This window comes from Corynebacterium sp. HMSC036D03, assembly GCF_001836185.1.
GTDB lineage: Bacteria > Actinomycetota > Actinomycetes > Mycobacteriales > Mycobacteriaceae > Corynebacterium > Corynebacterium simulans.
In genome coordinates this window covers 1-17,349 of the sequence record NZ_KV827743.1, presented here as the reverse complement: position 1 = coordinate 17,349, position 17,349 = coordinate 1, and the positions used below count along the sequence as shown (strand labels likewise).

Genomic DNA, 17,349 nt, shown 5'->3' with positions numbered 1-17,349 from the left:
TGCCCTGTATGCGTGCCGCGCGAGGCACGAACATTAAACAAGGAGTGGGAATGGAATTTAAGGTCGGAGAGGTCGTCGTCTACCCGCACCACGGTGCTGCCAGGATTACTGACATTGAGCAGCGCGAGATGGGCGGCGAGACCCTGGAGTTCCTCGTCCTCCAGATCAACCAGTCTGACCTTGTGGTTCGAGTGCCTTCGAAGAACGCCGAGACCGTCGGTGTGCGTGACGTCGTGGGCAAGGAAGGCCTCGAGCGCGTCTTCTCCGTTTTGCGTGAGCTCGACGTGGAAGAGGCCGGCAACTGGTCCCGCCGTTACAAGGCAAACCAGGAGCGCCTAGCCTCTGGTGACATCAACAAGGTCGCGGAAGTGGTTCGTGACCTGTGGCGCCGTGACCAGGATCGCGGCCTGTCTGCTGGTGAGAAGCGCATGCTTACCAAGGCTCGCCAGATTCTCGTGGGCGAGCTCGCGCTGGCTTCCCCGGTCGATGAAAAGAAGGCCGACACCATGATGGAAGAAATCGATGCCACCATCGAGCGTCACCGCGCTGCCGGCATCGTGGAGGATAAGTCCATCACCACCGATATCGACAACGACATCGATCTCGATGACCTCTCCTTCGACGACGAAGACTAAGGTCTACGGCCTCATCGCGGCCGCAGGCATGGGCACCCGCTTGGGCGCCGAATTGCCGAAGGCTTATGTTGAGCTGGAAGGCCGCACTTTGCTGGAGCGTTCTGCGGCGGCCATGGGGGAGGTCTGTGACGAATTGATCGTCACCGTCAGCCCCGAGATGGAAGAGCACGCACGCGCCCTGCTGCCCGGCGCTCACTTGGTCCACGGCGGCGGCGAGCGCGCTGACTCCGTATGGGCTGGCCTCCAGCACATCCCTGACGATGCCATCGTCCTCATTCACGACGCCGCCCGCGCGCTAACCCCGCCCGAGATGATCGCGCGCGTTGCCGAGGCCGTGCGCAGCGTCCCCGCGGTCGTCCCGGTGGTGCCGGTCGCGGACACCATCAAGGTCGTCGACGAGCACCGCGTCGTATCCACCCCGGACCGTTCAAAGCTGCGCGCGGTCCAAACCCCGCAGGGCTTCCGCGTGGCTAAGCTGCGCGAAGCGAACGAAGCCTATTTCTCAGGCCAGCAAGATTTCGTGGCCACTGACGATGCCAGCTTGATGGAATGGTTTGGCGTCCCCGTCACGACCGTCGAGGGCGACCCACTAGCTTTCAAAATCACCACGCCCATCGATCTCACGCTGGCCACGGCGATTTTAAACAAGGAGCTCTCATGACCCAGCCCATCATCCCGCGCGTAGGCATTGCCACCGACGCCCACCAGATTGAGGAAGGCAAGCCCTGCTGGATTGCTGGGCTGCTTTTCGACGACGCCGATGGCTGCGAGGGCCACTCCGACGGCGACGTGGTCAGCCACGCGCTTGTCGACGCCCTCTTGTCCGCCGCCAACCTCGGTGACTTGGGCTCGTTCGTGGGTGTGGGGCGCAAAGAATACGACAACGTTTCGGGCGAGCGCCTGCTGCGCGAGTGCCGTGAACTGCTTGAAGAAAATGGCTTCGTGATTGGTAACGCCGCAGCTCAGCTGGTGGGACAAACCCCGAAGATGGGCCCGCGCCGCGAAGAGGCCGAGCACGTGCTCAGTGAGATTTTAGGCGCTCCCGTTTCCGTCTCCGCTACCACCACCGACCACCTAGGCTTCACCGGCCGCTCCGAAGGCCGCGCCGCGGTGGCGACGGCGGTGGTCTGGAAACAGTAATTGCCGGGAAAGGCGCGCGTGGAAGGCGCATCGCTGTGCCTTAAAGTAACCGCAAACAGCCAAGCGCCCATAGCCTAGAATGGTCAGGGTGAGTAACCTACGCATTTATGACACCGCCACCCGTAGCCAACGCGATTTCGTGCCCGTTAAAGAGGGCCACGCCTCGATTTACTTGTGTGGTGCCACCCCGCAGGCACAGCCGCACATCGGCCACCTGCGCTCCGGCGTAGCCTTTGACATTCTGCGCCGCTGGCTCATGGCGCAGGGCCTGGACGTCGCCTTCGTGCGCAACGTCACCGACATTGATGACAAGATTCTCACTAAGGCCGCCGATAATGGCCGCCCCTGGTGGGAGTGGGTTTCCACTTACGAGCGTGAGTTCACTAAGGCCTACAACACCCTGGGCGTCCTGCCGCCATCGGTAGAGCCGCGCGCCACGGGATTCGTTACCCAGATGGTGGACTACATGCAGCGGCTTATCGACGCCGGCTTTGCCTACGCGGTATCTGACGATACCGCGGGGGCAGACGGAGCCGGTTCCGTCTACTTCGACGTTCAAGCCTGGGTCGCGGCCGAGGGATCTGACTACGGCTCCCTGTCCGGCAACCGCGTCGAGGAGATGGAGCAAGGCGAAGACCCAGAGGCTCTCAAGCGCGGAAAGCGGGGGCCGCAGGACTTCGCGCTGTGGAAGGCCGCCAAGCCTGGCGAGCCTTCTTGGCCTACCCCGTGGGGCCGCGGACGCCCCGGCTGGCATTTGGAGTGCTCGGCTATGTCCACCTACTACTTGGGCGGCGAATTCGACATTCACTGCGGTGGCCTCGACCTGCAGTTCCCGCACCACGAGAACGAGGTCGCGCAGTCCCATGCCGCCGGCGATAAGTTTGCCAATTACTGGATGCACAACCACTGGGTGACCATGGCCGGCGAGAAGATGTCCAAGTCCCTGGGCAACGTGCTGGCCATCGACAACATGCTGGAGATCGTCCGCCCGGTCGAGCTGCGCTACTACCTCGGCTCCGCGCACTACCGCTCCGTGCTGGAATACTCCGAGGCAGCCCTCACCGAGGCCGCTGCCGGCTACCGCCGCATCGAGGACTTCGTGAACAAGTTCGACGATCTAGCGCTGGGCGAGTGGACCCCGGCCTTCGAGGACGCCATGAACGACGACATCGCCGTTCCGAAGGCACTGGCCGAGATTCACACCAATGTGCGCGCAGGCAATAAGGCCCTGGGCGCTGGCGATGAAGCTCAGGCACGGCAAATTGCCGAATCGGTTCGTGCTATGGCCGCAGTGCTGGGCTTTGATCCTTTGGCTGAACAGTGGAAAGATGGGGCGTCGACAAGCACTGCGGATACAGCGCTGGACGCACTCGTCCAAGCAGAACTGGAGCGCCGCACCCAAGCCCGCGCGGAGAAGGACTGGGCCACTGCGGACGCCGTCCGCGACCGCCTCGCCGCAGCTGGCATCACCATCACTGACACTGCCGACGGCCCCACCTGGTCGCTGGCCTAAGGAGAATTCATGGCACGTACGCACGGCCGCGGCGGCGCGGGCATCCGCAAGACAAACAAGAAAGGCGCCACTAAGGGCAGTGGCGGCCAGGTAAAGAAGGGCCTTGAGGGCAAGGGGCCAACGCCTAAGGCAGAGGATCGCGTCTACCACGCGAAGCACAAGGCCAAGCTGGAGCGCGAGCGCCGCAACTCGGGCCGCCACCAGAAGGAGACGGCGGAGATGGTCGTCGGCCGCAACCCGGTTGTCGAGTGTCTGCACGCGAAGGTGCCTGCTACCTCGCTGTACATCGTGCAGGGCACCCGCAACGATGCGCGCCTGTCGGAGGCCGTGGCCATTGCGAATTCCCGCAACATTCCTATCCTTGAGATTCAGCGTCACGAGATGGATCGCATGACCGGCAACGGTTTGCACCAGGGCATTGGCCTGCAGATTCCGCCTTATAAGTACGCGGACTTCCATGACCTGATGGACCGCGCGAAGGACGCTGGCGAGCCGGGCATGTTTGTCATTCTGGATAACATCACCGACCCGCGTAACTTGGGCGCGGTTATCCGCTCCGTTGCGGCGTTCGGCGGCCACGGCGTCATCATTCCGGAGCGTCGCTCCGCGTCGGTGACTGCAGTGGCGTGGCGTACTTCCGCGGGTACCGCAGCACGCTTGCCCGTCGCGCGCGTGACCAACGTGACCCGCACCGTGCAGGAATTCCAGAAAGCCGGCTACCAGGTCGTTGGCCTAGACGCCGGCGGCGAGCACACGCTCGACACCTACACGGGTGGCAAGGATCCCGTGGTCATCGTCATCGGCTCTGAGGGAAAGGGCATCTCCCGCTTGGTCCGCGAGAACTGCGATGTCATCATGTCCATCCCGATGACCGGTTGGGTTGAGTCCTTAAACGCATCCGTTGCTGCGGGTGCAGTGCTTTCGGAGTTTGCTCGGCAGCGTCGCGCTGCGAAGTAACACGTAATTTGGAAGGCGTCGCGTTGTGCGGCGCCTTTTTGCTTGCCTCCAATGCGTCTGCTGGGCAGCTACCGCCGTCCTGGTTGCAAATGCCCAGGGCTGGAAACCCAGACCTCCTGCTCGCATTTTCACGCGCTTGCCGACGCCCTGCAATCCACCAGAGAGCTGCGGATTGAGGCCTGGGTATTTGCGCGGAGTTGATGAATCTGCGAAAGATAACTTTTGACACTTGAACGCGGTTTAGGGGCAGCGTATATCTTTTAGTAGCGCGCGCTATAAGTTCAGATTCTTCTCAAGAAAGGAATGCTTATGAAAGTGAGCATGTCTAAGCGAGCAGTTTCAGTAACTCTCGCAGGTTTGTTGGCGTTGGGTGGTACAGGTGTTGCTGGGGCCACGATTGTAAATATCGATGGCGGCACGTGGGACTACGGTACGGGTAGTGGCCAAGTTTGGTCGCACTACTTTCACAATGGGGTGCGGCACGGTTCAACTGCTGTTGGTACCTTCAAGTCGGATAGCGGTTGCGTCAACAAAAACACTTGGTCACGAGCAACAGCTCCCAAGAAGTCCTCTGGAAATAAGTCCTACTACCGACACTGCTAAGGCTCGATGAAAACTTCAGTCAGACTACTAACCGTAGGGATTTTGCTCTCTACGGTTATTAGCGCATTCATTGCCTTTGTCGGAGCCAGCCTCTTATCGACTCTGGATTACCGGCTTGGCAACGAGTTTGTCCAGATCGAAGACTTCAAACCTGACAGTCACACAGAAACACTGTTTCCTGAGCTTTCTGAATTTGCGCGGGACTCAGGATTTGACGTATCGATTTATTACGCCTCGCTAGCTGATTCGGATGGTGAGGTGCGAATCTACTCCTCGGCTCTGCCTTCAGGTGCAGCTAACTTTGAGTCTCAAAAGTTTCAGAGAGGCGAAAAGCTTGTTTGGTATCCATTGTCGGAAATTCCGACTAAGGAACCGCGCCAAGTTTTTAACATTAAAGGATCGGAAAACGACGCTCGAGACCTAACGACATGGTTGGAGGAGCGCGGGTATTCCGTGATAGGGCTCCAGAACTTGACTTGGAGCATCGTCATGACTTCGTCGCTGCCTTTGTTGGTCGCGGCTGCTTTTCTACTCGCGCTCGTGTTGGGTGGCGGGCACTGCCTAGTGCGGGCTCGCGAAATCGGCATTCACAGACTTTTGGGGCTAAAGCTATCGCAGACGCTAAGGCTTGATGTAACGCGGCTTGCCAAGCAAACATGGCTACCATTTTTTCTTGCGATCATTTTTATTGCGGCGGCATTGTATCTTTACAACGACTGGGCAGAAGCGACGTTGTTTTGGGCCTTTTTCGGCGTTTCTGTGTTGCTCCAATGGGTCGGTTTGGCGCTGGGCTATGTGCTCGGGCAGTTATTGGTTCGAAATATTTCGATCCCGCAGGCCATCAAAGGCAAGGTTCGGGCGCGTCCAATTACCTACGCTCTGTATGCTGTCCGGCTATTGGCACTCTTGACGAGCCTGACGGCACTTTCGCAGATGGTTGATACCGGTGCTGAGGTGTCCGCGCGAGAGGAATTGCAACCGTATTGGAGCGGACATGCCAATGAGCAAGAGTTTGCCCTGAGCTCGAATATCACTCCGGATGAAAAAGAACAGGCTGCAGCTGCAGCGCCCTTGCGTCAGGCGGACCGCGAAGGAAAGCTACTCTTAGCGGATCCTTTTTGGCTTACCTGGCCGACTCAACTGGAAGCCCCGGTTATTCTCAGCAACCATCGGTTCGCCGTTCAAGCTGGTGTTTCCCCTTCTGAAGAAGACGTAACCGTTTGTGCTCCCGTTGCCCTCAGTGAAGAATCCAAACAGACGATTATTGACTCCGTTGCATTTGAAGCCGAACTCGCGAAGAAGAAAGTTCCAGATTTTAACTGGAAAGAGGATTGTTCGCTTGGGCAAGTCTTTTCCTATGACGTTGAGCTGCGGCCAGTAATTAATGACCCCATTGTGGTCTCGTTACCAGTGGGGCTTGAAGCTATCGGTGACCGGAATTTACTCGCGAAAGCCTCGCAGAAAGTCCTCCTTGCCATCGAGCCAACTGTCGTTGGTGAGCTGAAAGATGGGACGGTGGGCAAGGTGCTTGCCACGGCACAACCGCATGCTGATTCCTGGCGATCGTCCCTTGAGGAAGCCAAAGATCAATTCAGCCTTTGGTCGTTAAATACGGTCGTAGCGATATTACTGGTTTCCTTGTTAATCGTCGCGGGGCTTTTCAGTTTCCAGGTGGCGTTCCGGCGAGAGCTCTATGTTTCCTTCATTTGTGGGCGCAGCCCGTGGAAGATGTGCAGGAAGATTCTGCTGGCCGAGCTATTCTTTTTCGTTACCACCATCGGCTGGGTTTTGTATCGTTTGCGCGAGCATAAGGAACAACTGGAATCGCACTATCCATCAACGTGGTCGATGGGGTTTGAAAACAGGTGGTCCACGGCAACCGTTCTTGCTGTCGTCGCATTTTCGATCGTGTGGATGTGTATTTCAATCGGTTTGACCTGGTGGATTAGTGCGCGAAATCAAATGCGCTGGACAGACAGCGAGGGAAATTAGGATATGGAAATTCAGGTTGAAGACCTTCACTACAGTGTGAAGGGAAAAATGATTCTTTCCGGCCTTACGCGGTCTTTTGCGGCTGGCCGGGTGACTGCATTAACCGGCGTCTCCGGAAGTGGGAAAACCACCCTGTTGAACCTCTTGGGCGGTCTGATCTCGCCGGACAAAGGCTCAATCATGTGGGATGGAAACAACATTGCATCGCTATCGGCAGGTCGACTGCGCAAGTATCGACGCGAATGCGTTGGGTATCTTTTTCAAGATTACGGCTTGGTTCCTGACCTCACCGTTGTCGACAACGTGAAGCTCGCAGCCAGTAACGTTTCGCGCCGTGCTTTCGATGAGGCGCTAGACAGCGCTTTGGCGCAGGTCGGTTTACGAGGCTATGAAAAGCGTGTGGTCAGCGGCTTGTCGGGCGGCGAACAACAACGAGTAGCCTTGGCGAGGATCCTCATTTCTAAGCCCAAAATCGTATTGGCGGACGAGCCAACCGGTGCGCTTGACGAGGACAATGCTCAGCTGGTTGTTGAACACCTCCGTGCTTTCGCTGACCAAGGCGCCGTTGTCGTCGTCGCGACGCATTCCAAGCATGTAGCTGACCAAGCAGACTGCGAGGTAACGCTTTAGTGTGGCGATTGAAATACTCGGATATGCCGTGTCTGCTTGCAGGCATCCGAGACGATGAGCAATCGATACTCGATGAGCTAAGACGTTACTTCCTCTGGCCCCAGGTTGAATGTGTGTCCACTCAAAGGGAGCTGCTGAATGCATTGTCTGGCTCACAGGAGCAATTGCTGGTGTTGTGCGAGCGCAAAGACTCGGCGACCTGGGTATGGGATATACAAGAGTTAAAGAGCAGCGATTTCATTTACTTGGTGGATTATTCACAGCATTCGCGTGAGAAGCTTCAAACGGCAATCAATTTGGGCGCGTCTGCATATTGCGTCGTTACCCGGGAAGCTCGCTCCGGCCATGGGGGCCTTAAAATAAGTTGTTGCTTTGAAATAAACGGCGTAGCTGTTGGGACAATGCCTGAACCAGATATGCAGCGAAACCTCGAGCGACTGTCCGCAATTCAGCTTCGAATTTTAAACGGAATTGTATGTGGGCACTCAAATTATGGCATCGCGGAGGAAACACATCTTTCTGTGCCGATGATCAAGAAAATAGTTTCCCAGCTGCTCGACATCTTTGCTGCAGAGAACAGAGTCCAGTTAGCCATAAAAACCTTACCCGCTATGGGTTGAGCTGCCATCCTGTTGCAAATGCCCAGGGCTGGGTAAGTAGCGGGGAGGCGAGCCGCGGGGCTATAAGCCGAAGAAGTCCTCCACCACCTGGGCCGCGATGAAGCTATCGGTATTCGGGCCCAAGCGCGCGTCGAGCTCGTTGCCCGAGGGGATGACGTGGCCCACGCCTTCCATGGTCCACAGTTCGACGGGGTTGTCACCTTCCCAGGAATGCAAAGACACATCAGAAAACGGGCGGGTTACCTTGGCCTTAGAGCAACCGTTCATCGTGGCGAAGCGCTGCGCAGTCCACAACGCGGAAGTAACCTCGCCGCGGGAGCTATTCGCGAGGCCAGCGTGGCCGCCTTCATAAGGCGCTAACGGGTCCGCAGTGCCGTGCATCATGAGGATTGGGGTGGGCGTATAGCCCTCGGGGTTAGACGGCGCATGGTTAGCGCCGCTGCCCATCGTCGAGGCGAAGATGCAGGCACCGTCGAGGAAGCCCGGGGCATCGAAAAGCAGGCGAATTACCATCTGCCCGCCGTTGGAATAACCGCAGGCGAAGGTGCGCTGCGTGCCGTATTCCTCCTGTACGGTGGCGGCGACGTGTTGGAGAAAGGCGACGTCGTCAATGCCAAGCTCACGGGCCTTGACCGGAAGCACCGCGCGGGCGTCGTTGAAGTGCCTATCCACGCCGTCGGGGTAGACAACCACCGTGCCCGTGCGGGCGGCGAGCTCGTCGAAAGTACCGTTTGTAAAGCGCCGCATCACGCTGCCATTTTGCAGCGAACCGTGGAGGAAAAGCAGCAGGTTCGGACCGGGATTTTCCGGCGCGACGACGGTGTACTTACGCTTGAATCCCTGAAATTCCACGATGGTCATGGAACAAAAGTTTAGTCGGGGTGGGCGCAGGTTTCGTCGTGTGTGCTGGTGTGGTGCTTTTCCGAATCGCTGCGGCCCTCGAAGTGAGCTTTGGTGACGCGGGCGGCGGCGATGTCGTCGCGCACGGCACGGCGGTTGCGCAGCCAGCCCACGAGGCGGCAAACCAGGTAAATGACAAAAGAAATTGTGGTGACGAAGACCGAGACTGGCAAGCCTGGTGCTAGCGAGAGGATGAGGCCACCCACGGCGGCGACCTCGGCGAAAAGCGTGGACCACAGCACCGCGCGCACCGGCGAGGAGGTGATCTGCACTGCTGCTGCGCCCGGTGTAATCAGCAGCGCCATGACCAACAGCGAACCGACAATCTGCACTGACTGCGCCGCGGTAAGGCCCACCAGAATGGCAAAGCCTACGGAGATAGCGCGCACTGGTACGCCGGCTGCCTGCGCCATGACCGGGTCGGCGGAAGCGAAAAGCAGCGGGCGCCAGAAGAGCAACACGACGCCCACGATGATGACGGTAGTCAGCGCCAGCAGCCACACCGAGGCCGCGGAAACACCCACGATCTGGCCGGTCAGCAGCGTCATCGCCGTATTGGAATTGCCCGGATAGAGATGCAAAAACAGCACCGATAGACCAAGGCCAAAGCTCATCACCACGCCAATCGCGCTGTCTTGCTGGCCTTTCAGCCCCAACACCGCCAGGATGATGGCGGCCACGATGGCGCCCGCGATGGCACCGAAGCCTAAGTTAAATCCGAAAAGCAGGGCAGCCGAAGCGCCCATCAGGGCGAGCTCAGACGTCGCGTGCACTGAAAAGGACATCTGGCGCAGCACGATGAGTGAGGTCATCACACCAGAGAGGATGCCCAGCAGCGCGCAGGCCCACAGAGAAGACTGCACGAAATCGACGCCGAGCAGATACTGGGTGTCTTCGAAAAACTTATTAGACAACGATGAGTCTCCCATCGACCTCGATGACGTTGACCTTGGAACCATACAGCTCAGACAAGACATCCGAGCGCATAACCTCATCCACAGCGCCAAACATGTGGCCATGCGGGGCGATGTAGAGCACCTTGTCCACCACGCCTAGCACCGGGTTGATGCCGTGCGTCACGAACAACACGGAGGTGCCGCGTTCTTTGCGCCAGCGGTCGAGCTTTTCCACGGTCGCTTGCTGGCGGGCAGGATCGAGCGAGAGTAATGGTTCGTCGGCAAGGATGAGCTGCGGGTCATTGGCCAGCGCCTGGGCCTGCCGGATGAGCTGTTGCTGACCGCCCGAAAGCTGCCCCACGCGGCGCTCGGCGATGCCGGTGGCACCCACCTCAGCGAGGAGTTCGTCGACGCGGGCGCGGGAGGGGCGTCGCTTAGCGATGGCCCCGTGTGCCAACGACAGTGAGACCAAATCCCGGGCGCGCATGGGAAGATCCTGCGGAAACATGCGCTGCTGCGGAATGAAACCAACCCGCGAATTGACGTCCACGCGCCCTCCGGTGAGCTGGCGCGTGCCCAGGATGGTGCCCAGCAAGGTGGACTTGCCCACGCCGTTTGGCCCCAAGACGGCGATGAATTCGCGCTTGTCGACGCCCAGGTTGAGCCCCGACCACAGCGGTTCCACGGCCGCTTCATGAAATTGAACCAGCACTAAGCTGCCTCGATGTGGTCCACGGCCTGCTCGTAGTAGTCGAGGAAGTTCGTGCCCTCTGGTGGGGTCTCGCCGATTTCCACGATAGGGATGTGGCGCTCCTCAGCTGCCTTGTGGATGCGCGAGGAGATATCGGTCTCGGTCTGTGGGTTATAAATCAGCAGATCGACCTTGTCTTTCTTGATGGCCTCTAGGAAGCGTGCGAGGTCGGCGGCAGTCGGTTCGCCCTCAGACACGGTGGCCTTGCGGAAGCCCTCCGGCGTCACGTCCAAAGCAGGGGTGTACTTCATGATGTAGTCCGCAATCGGCTCGGTCTGCGCATAGTTGAGCTTCGGCAGCTTCTCGACACGCTTCTTAATGTCCTCGACGCGCTCCAACAGCGGGTCTGCAGATGCCTTGGCCTCTGGGTTGGCCTCATTGACTAGGTCGGCGACCTCGGTGGCCACTTTCTCGATGGCGGCAGCGTCGTACCAGACGTGCTCGTTGCCCTCGATGTTGGTGACCTTGGAGGGCTCCTTCTTGGCGATGACCTTGGCCTCTGCCGCGGTGACGACGTCCGGCTCTTCGTCGAGCTTGCCGTGGTCGGTCAGAGGGAGGGCGTGGATGATCTCGTCCTGGTTCTTTACTGCCTGGTACAGCCAGGAATCGTATCCGCCTCCGCCGACGATGAGGACGTCGGCTTCGTTGGCCTTAGCGATGTCTGCCGCGGTGGGCTCGAAGTGGTGCGGGTCGACGCCGTTGCCCTTGACGATTGGCTCGACCTCAATCTTGACGTCTTGCCTCTGTGCGGAGTCGATGACTTCCTGGGCCACATCTGCCCAGATGGAGGTGGAGGCGACGACCTTGATGGTGTCCTCGTCGGCGCTATCGGTGCTGGAGCAACCGGCCAGGGTGAGGCTGCCTGCACACAGGAGAGCGGCGGGCGCAGCCAGGGATTTAAGGGAAAAACTCATGCCCTCTAGTTTGCGTTTGTTGAAAATTGTTGTCAAATGGAAATGTATTGAAAATCCGCTCGCTAAAGACCTTGCCTGAAACGCGAAACGCAGAGGTGAACAGGGTAGGGTAGCCAGCATGGTAAAACGCAGCCAGAATCGGAAAACGCTAGCCTCGCTGGCTGCTGAATTGGGTGTTTCGCGTACCACCGTTTCCAATGCATATAATCGCCCAGACCAGCTGGCCCCAGCCACGCGCGAGCGCATTCTCTCCGCGGCCGCAGCCCACGGCTACACGGGCCCCGACCCCACCGCGCGCAGCCTGCGCACTCGCCGCGCGGGCTCCACGGGGGTCCTCCTGACCGAGCACTTGTCCTACGCCTTCGAGGACGCCGCCTCCGTTGATTTTCTAGCCGGCATGGCAGAGGCATCCACGGGTGCCGCGACCACCCTAACTCTGATTCCCGCAGGGCCCGACGCCCCTTCCGACGACGCTGCCGCCCTCCTCACCCGCGCCGCCGTGGATGGCTTCGTTATCTACTCGGTCTCGTCCGAATCCGTGGAAGCGGCGCGAACGCGTGGTCTTCCGCTGGTGGTCTGCGATCAGCCCAAGGACTCTGGCCTTCCCTTCGTGGGCATCGATGACCGCGAGGCAATCAAGCCCGCCGCCCGCGCGTTGCTCGCGGCCGGCCACCGCCGCATTGGCATCCTGTGCATTCGCCTCCACCACGAGCGCATCGATGGTTTCGTAAGCCCGGAGCAGGTCGAACGCGCAGACATGCACGTCCAACGCGACCGCGTGCTGGGCGCTCTCGATGTATTTGCACAGGCAGGCATTGGCGAGATTCCCATTGTCACCCGCCACATCAACGATGCGAGCACCGCGCGCGCTGCCGCGGAAGAGCTGCTTGCCGCGCGCCCTGAGCTGACCGCCGTGCTGTGCACCACCGACTCGATGGCGCTCGGCGTGCTCGGTGTCTTGCGCGATGCTGGCCTCGCGGCACCGAAAGACCTCTCCGTGACGGGGTTTGACGGCATCACCACCGCCTTGCTGGCGGGGCTTACTACCGTGGTCCAGCCGAATAAAGCCAAAGGCGCGGCGGCAGGCCACATGTTGGCCGAGCATATCGACGCCGCGCTTTCCGAGACTGCCCCAGCACACGACCATAAGCTGCTGTCCACCCGCTTCAACGAGGGGACCACGGTGGGCTCGCCGCGCGAGCAGCATTTATTGGATTGGCGGCTCTAGTCGGCACACTTTGCCAAATATTGCGCCAAAACTTGCCGAAATCAGCGCCTTGTTTGGCAAAATGTACCGCGCTTGTCCCGTTTACCGCGCTTGCCCCGTTTACCGCGCATCACGCTTAAGCGCCGAGGTGAACCGCGCGGGCCGCAGCGAGCTCCTCCAAGAAATCAGACACAGCCGCAATATCCGGAACGCGGTGTGCGGCTAGCGTCTCGCCCTCGCCAACCTTCACGCCCAGGTCTGGTGGCTGATTCAAAACCGCGAATCCGTCTTCGTCGGTGACGTCGTCGCCCAAGAAAACCGTGGCCGTGGCGCCGACGCGCTCGCGCAGCTCGGAAATCCATGAGCCCTTCGTGGCCTGGGTAGCGGAGAACTCGATGACAGACTTGCCGGCAGTCATGGGGAAACCGGCTGGGTCGAGTGCGCGGCCAGCAGCGTAGGCCTCGGCGGCTAGCTCTGGGTCTGTAAGCTCCAAGCGGCGCAGGTGGAACACGCGCTGGAAAGGCTTAATCTCAATTTCCGCGCCAGGAAAGCGCTCCATCAGCTCACGGATTTCTGCTTCCTTGCGGTCCAAGTGCGCCTGGGCTTCCGGCGAAAGGGAAGAGTCCTGCCACGAGGACTCCGCGCCGTGGGAGCCGCCCAACAGAACCGGCTCGCGCAGCGGGAAGACGCGCTTTAGCCCTTCCAGGTGGCGCCCAGAAAGCGCCGCTACCGTGGTATCCGGCAGCTTCGCCAGACGCTCCAGGGCAGCCAACGACCGCGGCTCGGCGTGAACCGCATAGATGTCATTGGCAAAACCGGCGAGGGTGCCATCAAAGTCAGAAACTACGGCCAGATGCTTGGTTGCTGCGAGCTTTTCAATCATGCCCTCATCCTAAAACAGCCCTAAAGCGAGACCATGCGAATAGCGGGGGAGTCCACCTCGGCGGTATCCAGAGTCAGAACCAGCTGATTATTCGGGTTTAGCCGAACCTCAAAATCATGGTCTTCCGCCAGCAGATTGCGTAGCAGATTATCCGCCCATAGTGCCGAGCCGGTGCAATCGTCGGGACGGGTATCCATTCGCACCTTATCGATGTGCATGGTGTCCGCGTCGCGGATATTGGCGGCATCCTCGGCCTCGCTGTAGGAGACCTTGGCTTGGAACGGCGCACAGCCAGTAGAGCCCACAATGGAGGATTCGCCGAAGCTCATTTGTGGCACCGCCTTAGCGGTCTGCGGAATCGCAGAAGGCTCATCCGGCTTGGTGTAGATAGCCACTACTTGCCAGTCCTTGCCCACGATTCTCTCGTCACCGCGTGGCTGCGGCCCTGAATCCTCGGAGCCGCAGGCGCTAAGTGTCATTGATGCGGCGAGAAGTGCCGCTGTAATTACTCGCTTCACTTGTTCTTCGCTGCTTTCTCTAGGGCGCTCAAAAAGGCGCGCGACCATACATCCACGTCGTGTTGGACCACCTGTGCGTGCAGGTCGAGCATGTGCTGGCGCATGGTGTCGGGTGAATCATCAAGCGCCTTCAATGCGCTGAGCAGGGCGCGTTTGATGGACTCTATGTCGAAAGGGTTGCATAGGTTGGCCTGCTTGAGCTCCGCGGCGGCGCCGGCAAACTCGGAGAGCACCAATGCACCGCGGCCGTCGTCGTGGCAGGTCACATACTCCTTGGCCACCAGGTTCATGCCGTCTTTGAAGGGGGTGACCAGCATGACGTCGGCAAGCCGGTAGTACTTGCGTAGCATGTCCTTGTCCACTGCGCGGTGCACGTAGTGGACCACTGGCCGCCCAATCTGGCCGAAGCGCCCATTGATGCGCCCCACGGCCTCCTCGACCTGCGAGCGGGTCACGCGGTAATGGTCGATGCGCTCGCGCGAAGGCGTGGCAATCTGCACCAGCGTAACCTCGCTCGGATCCAGCGCCTGCGCCTCCAGCAGCTCCTCGAAAGCTTTGAGGCGCTGCAGGATTCCCTTGGTGTAGTCCAACCTGTCGACGCCCAAAATGACGCGGTGGTGGCCGCCGAATTCCGCACGCAGCTTGGCGACGTCGCGGTCCTCCGCCTTACTGAACCGCGTCATGTCGGAGGATTTGATGGAGATCGGGAACGCGCCCACGCCAACGGTGCGGCCATCGACCTTGATGCCGGCAGTGATGTCGCGGGTGCTGACCTCGCCCGTGACCTCTAAGCCGAGGCGAGTGGCCAGCTCTAAGAAGTTACGGGCGTTGGATTCGAGGTGGAATCCGATGACATCGGCGCCCATCAACCCGCGGACGACCTCTTCGCGCCATGGCAGTTGCAGGAAGAGATCCGCAGAGGGGAATGGAATGTGTAGGAAGAAGCCGATGGTGAGATCGGGGCGTAGTTGGCGCAGAATGCCTGGCAGCAGCTGCAGCTGATAGTCCTGTACCCACACCGTGGCGTTGGATGCTGCGACCTTGGCTACTTCTTCGGCAAAGCGCAGGTTGACCTCGCGATAGGAGTACCACCACTCGCGCTTGTACTGCGGGGTGACGATGAGGTCGTGGTAGAGCGGCCACAGGGTGGCGTTAGAAAAGCCCTCGTAGAAGCCCTCGTAATCCACGTCGGTCAGCTTGACCGGGTGCAGCAGCACACCGTTTTCGGTGTGGAAGGGTTCCGGGGCGTCGTTTGTGATGCCTGGCCAGCCCACCCAGCAGCCTTGCTCGGCCTCCAGCACTGGCGACAAAGCAGTAACCAAGCCGCCAGGCGAGGCCTTCCAGGTGCGGGTGCCGTCCGGTTGGATCTCCAGATCCACGGGGAGGCGGTTGGCCACCACCACGAAGGAATTGTCGTGGCCAGACATTGTTCTTAGGCCTTCTTCGTGGTCTTCTTAGAAGCCTTCTTGGCGGTCTTCTTTGTGGACTTCTTGGTCGACTTCTTCGTTGCCTTCTTGGTGGTCTTCTTAGAAGATTTCTTGGTTGCCTTCTTCGAGGACTTCTTAGAGGTCTTCTTTGGCGCAGCGTCTTCCTGCTCTGCAAGAACCTTCTTGTGTACCAAGCCATCTGGCTCGACGCCGAGCATGGACATCAAGGTCACGCCATCGAGGAAGTCCTCAGCATAAGTAGCGACGATGCGGCGCGCAGCGCGGGCGGTCTCCTCCTCGACTGCATTGCTCTGGTCTGCAGCGGGCTGAGTGTCAGTGACCTTTGGTGGCACGAAGTCCTCCTGAACGAGTTGTGAAAGCTTTCAGACCGCATATTCTACGCCATGCGGCCGTGCGGTGCGGATTCGGGGCTATGTGCGCAGAGATCTATTTTGTGGGCCTGGGTTATGGCGCCGGGCACGGCGAGGATTTCGCCCTAACTGCCAAATCGGTGCCGTGCAGGGAAGGCGAGTTCAGGTGGTGAATGCATCTATACAGCTAGGAGGTTGTGTAGATGTCAAGTGATAAGAGGCTGTGTGAGCGGTACGTGGAGGCGTATCTGCATGATGCGCGTCCGATGTCGGTGATCCTGAAGGAGTTGGGGGTCTCGAAGGCTACGGCGAAGGTGTGGCGTCAGGCTGAGGGCCTTAGCCGTGGTCAGCGTCAGCGGAGTCTGACTGAGAATAAATTCAAAGATCAGTACCAAAAGGTCGTTGCTCTTGTAGAAAGCGGCCAGTCTGCGCATAGCGCACTGAAAGAGACTGGTTTCCCACAGACTGCTTACCGATACCTTGCCCAAGACGGTATCGAACTCGCTAATACCAGTCGCGGTGGAGCCATACAACGCGAGCGGGATCGCATCGCTAAAGCTTTGAAACTTGTTGACGCTGGAAAAAGCTATAAACAGGCTGGCCAGGTGGTTGATCGCTGCGGGGCCCGACCCCCGGAAAGTGGACACATCGGGGGCTAGCTATGCTGCTGTGGTCAGTATAGCCGAAGTCTCGGCTTCAAAGACATCAGGAGCTACGAGATTGCACCAGGAGTGCCGCCTGCGCGTGTTGTAGCGCATGCACCACCGGAAGACTTCCTGCCGGCAGATAATGGGATTGTCAAAGACTTTCCTATCACGCAAGACTTCCCGCTTTAAGGTGGCGTTAAAGGATTCTGCTAGGGCGTTATCGGCACTCGTTCCAACCGCGCCCATGGACTGGCGCACACCTAACGACGAGCAGTAGTTCCTAAAGGCTTGTGAGGTGTACACGCTGCCGTGATCGGAATGGAATACAGCCCCGTCAAGACTGCCACGCACACCGTGCGCGTGGGCTATTGCATCGACGACCAGTGACACTCGCATGTGGTCTGCGAGCGCATAACCTGCAAGTTTTCGTGAATAGGTGTCAATGACTGTGGCAAGGTACATGTTTTGCCTCCCCTACACGGCAGGTAAGTAATGTCACCGACATACACACGATTTGGCTCGCCAGCTGTGAACTTGCGGCCTACTAGATCTGGCATGACACGGTGACCAGGCTTGCGCCTGGTAGTAATGCATCGACGCCGTTTGCTAAAGCCTTTTAACCCCATGGATTTCATGATGCGTGCAACTTTCTTGTGATTTATCGGGCCGAAATCCGTATCACTGTTGAGGCTTGCAGCGATGCGTTTAGCGCCATAAAGCCCGTGCTCATCATCGAAGATGGTCT

The 17,349-nt window shown here is 59.2% G+C and carries 19 protein-coding genes and 1 pseudogene; 11 read left to right on the top strand and 9 right to left on the bottom strand.

Annotated elements, in window-relative coordinates:
* Positions 1–50: 50 nt before the first annotated feature.
* The 9 genes from HMPREF2692_RS07350 to HMPREF2692_RS07315 all read left to right on the top strand — a co-directional run bounded on the left by HMPREF2692_RS07350 (position 51) and on the right by HMPREF2692_RS07315 (position 8,090).
* Complete coding sequence (locus tag HMPREF2692_RS07350) at positions 51–635, top strand: CarD family transcriptional regulator (protein ID WP_061924655.1); 585 nt, start codon at positions 51–53, stop codon at positions 633–635.
* Entirely contained in the window at positions 607–1,296 is a 690-nt protein-coding gene (ispD, locus tag HMPREF2692_RS07345; protein WP_070518547.1) for a 2-C-methyl-D-erythritol 4-phosphate cytidylyltransferase, read from the top strand. The genes HMPREF2692_RS07350 and ispD overlap by 29 nt, the downstream gene beginning before the upstream one ends.
* On the top strand, positions 1,293–1,775 hold the full coding sequence (gene ispF / locus HMPREF2692_RS07340) for a 2-C-methyl-D-erythritol 2,4-cyclodiphosphate synthase (protein ID WP_062037182.1): 483 nt from the start codon (positions 1,293–1,295) through the stop codon (positions 1,773–1,775). Before ispD ends, ispF begins: the two co-directional genes overlap by 4 nt.
* Positions 1,776–1,854: 79 nt before the next feature.
* Positions 1,855–3,288 (top strand): cysteine--tRNA ligase, encoded by a 1,434-nt coding sequence (gene cysS, locus HMPREF2692_RS07335; RefSeq protein ID WP_062043306.1) that lies wholly within the window; start codon positions 1,855–1,857, stop codon positions 3,286–3,288.
* Between the two features lie 9 nt (positions 3,289–3,297).
* Positions 3,298–4,245 carry a 23S rRNA (guanosine(2251)-2'-O)-methyltransferase RlmB gene (gene rlmB / locus HMPREF2692_RS07330; protein ID WP_061924644.1) on the top strand — a complete coding sequence of 316 codons (948 nt, stop codon included), beginning with the start codon at positions 3,298–3,300 and terminating at the stop codon, positions 4,243–4,245.
* Positions 4,246–4,548: 303 nt separating this feature from the next.
* Positions 4,549–4,848 carry a lactococcin 972 family bacteriocin gene (locus HMPREF2692_RS12705; RefSeq protein ID WP_348967633.1) on the top strand — a complete coding sequence of 100 codons (300 nt, stop codon included), beginning with the start codon at positions 4,549–4,551 and terminating at the stop codon, positions 4,846–4,848.
* Between the two features lie 6 nt (positions 4,849–4,854).
* On the top strand, positions 4,855–6,840 hold the full coding sequence (locus HMPREF2692_RS07325) for a hypothetical protein (protein WP_061924639.1): 1,986 nt from the start codon (positions 4,855–4,857) through the stop codon (positions 6,838–6,840).
* Positions 6,841–6,843: 3 nt separating this feature from the next.
* A complete protein-coding gene (ccmA, locus tag HMPREF2692_RS07320; RefSeq protein WP_061924635.1) occupies positions 6,844–7,470 on the top strand; it encodes a heme ABC exporter ATP-binding protein CcmA in 627 nt (208 codons plus the stop codon).
* A gap of 8 nt (positions 7,471–7,478) precedes the next feature.
* A complete protein-coding gene (locus tag HMPREF2692_RS07315) occupies positions 7,479–8,090 on the top strand; it encodes a helix-turn-helix domain-containing protein (RefSeq protein WP_141761312.1) in 612 nt (203 codons plus the stop codon).
* A gap of 60 nt (positions 8,091–8,150) precedes the next feature.
* Here the strand turns inward: HMPREF2692_RS07315 and HMPREF2692_RS07310 are convergent, their stop codons facing one another.
* From HMPREF2692_RS07310 to HMPREF2692_RS07295, 4 genes are read right to left on the bottom strand one after another with little or no spacing between them, the layout of a single operon-like run.
* Complete coding sequence (locus HMPREF2692_RS07310) at positions 8,151–8,951, bottom strand: CE1 family esterase (RefSeq protein ID WP_070432299.1); 801 nt, start codon at positions 8,949–8,951, stop codon at positions 8,151–8,153.
* An 11-nt stretch (positions 8,952–8,962) separates the two neighbouring features.
* Complete coding sequence (locus HMPREF2692_RS07305; RefSeq protein ID WP_141748318.1) at positions 8,963–9,919, bottom strand: metal ABC transporter permease; 957 nt, start codon at positions 9,917–9,919, stop codon at positions 8,963–8,965.
* Positions 9,897–10,598 carry a metal ABC transporter ATP-binding protein gene (locus HMPREF2692_RS07300; RefSeq protein ID WP_070432297.1) on the bottom strand — a complete coding sequence of 234 codons (702 nt, stop codon included), beginning with the start codon at positions 10,596–10,598 and terminating at the stop codon, positions 9,897–9,899. Before HMPREF2692_RS07300 ends, HMPREF2692_RS07305 begins: the two co-directional genes overlap by 23 nt.
* Entirely contained in the window at positions 10,598–11,551 is a 954-nt protein-coding gene (locus HMPREF2692_RS07295) for a metal ABC transporter solute-binding protein, Zn/Mn family (RefSeq protein WP_070823262.1), read from the bottom strand. The genes HMPREF2692_RS07300 and HMPREF2692_RS07295 overlap by 1 nt, the downstream gene beginning before the upstream one ends.
* A gap of 118 nt (positions 11,552–11,669) precedes the next feature.
* Here HMPREF2692_RS07295 and HMPREF2692_RS07290 point away from each other — a divergent pair, with 118 nt between their 5' ends.
* Positions 11,670–12,779, top strand: a complete 1,110-nt coding sequence (locus HMPREF2692_RS07290) for a LacI family DNA-binding transcriptional regulator (RefSeq protein WP_070432295.1) — start codon at positions 11,670–11,672, stop codon at positions 12,777–12,779.
* A gap of 115 nt (positions 12,780–12,894) precedes the next feature.
* Here HMPREF2692_RS07290 and otsB read toward each other — a convergent pair whose 3' ends face one another.
* Genes otsB through HMPREF2692_RS07270 form a run of 4 tightly spaced genes read right to left on the bottom strand, consistent with a single transcriptional unit; the run spans position 12,895 to position 15,939 of the window.
* The gene (gene otsB / locus HMPREF2692_RS07285; RefSeq protein ID WP_061924620.1) at positions 12,895–13,641 is read right to left on the bottom strand and encodes a trehalose-phosphatase; all 747 of its coding nucleotides are present in this window, start codon (positions 13,639–13,641) and stop codon (positions 12,895–12,897) included.
* A gap of 20 nt (positions 13,642–13,661) precedes the next feature.
* The gene (locus tag HMPREF2692_RS07280; protein ID WP_235591083.1) at positions 13,662–14,159 is read right to left on the bottom strand and encodes a metal ABC transporter substrate-binding protein; all 498 of its coding nucleotides are present in this window, start codon (positions 14,157–14,159) and stop codon (positions 13,662–13,664) included.
* Positions 14,156–15,586 carry an alpha,alpha-trehalose-phosphate synthase (UDP-forming) gene (locus tag HMPREF2692_RS07275; protein WP_070823259.1) on the bottom strand — a complete coding sequence of 477 codons (1,431 nt, stop codon included), beginning with the start codon at positions 15,584–15,586 and terminating at the stop codon, positions 14,156–14,158. Before HMPREF2692_RS07275 ends, HMPREF2692_RS07280 begins: the two co-directional genes overlap by 4 nt.
* A 5-nt stretch (positions 15,587–15,591) precedes the next feature.
* Positions 15,592–15,939: a hypothetical protein gene (locus HMPREF2692_RS07270; RefSeq protein WP_070823257.1), complete on the bottom strand. Its 348-nt coding sequence runs from the start codon at positions 15,937–15,939 to the stop codon at positions 15,592–15,594.
* A 221-nt stretch (positions 15,940–16,160) separates the two neighbouring features.
* On the opposite strand from HMPREF2692_RS07270, the gene HMPREF2692_RS07265 reads away from it, so the two are divergent.
* A complete protein-coding gene (locus HMPREF2692_RS07265; protein WP_049063229.1) occupies positions 16,161–16,616 on the top strand; it encodes a hypothetical protein in 456 nt (151 codons plus the stop codon).
* Here HMPREF2692_RS07265 and HMPREF2692_RS13385 read toward each other — a convergent pair.
* A pseudogene (locus HMPREF2692_RS13385) lies at positions 16,617–17,349 on the bottom strand (IS3 family transposase); the annotation flags it as partial.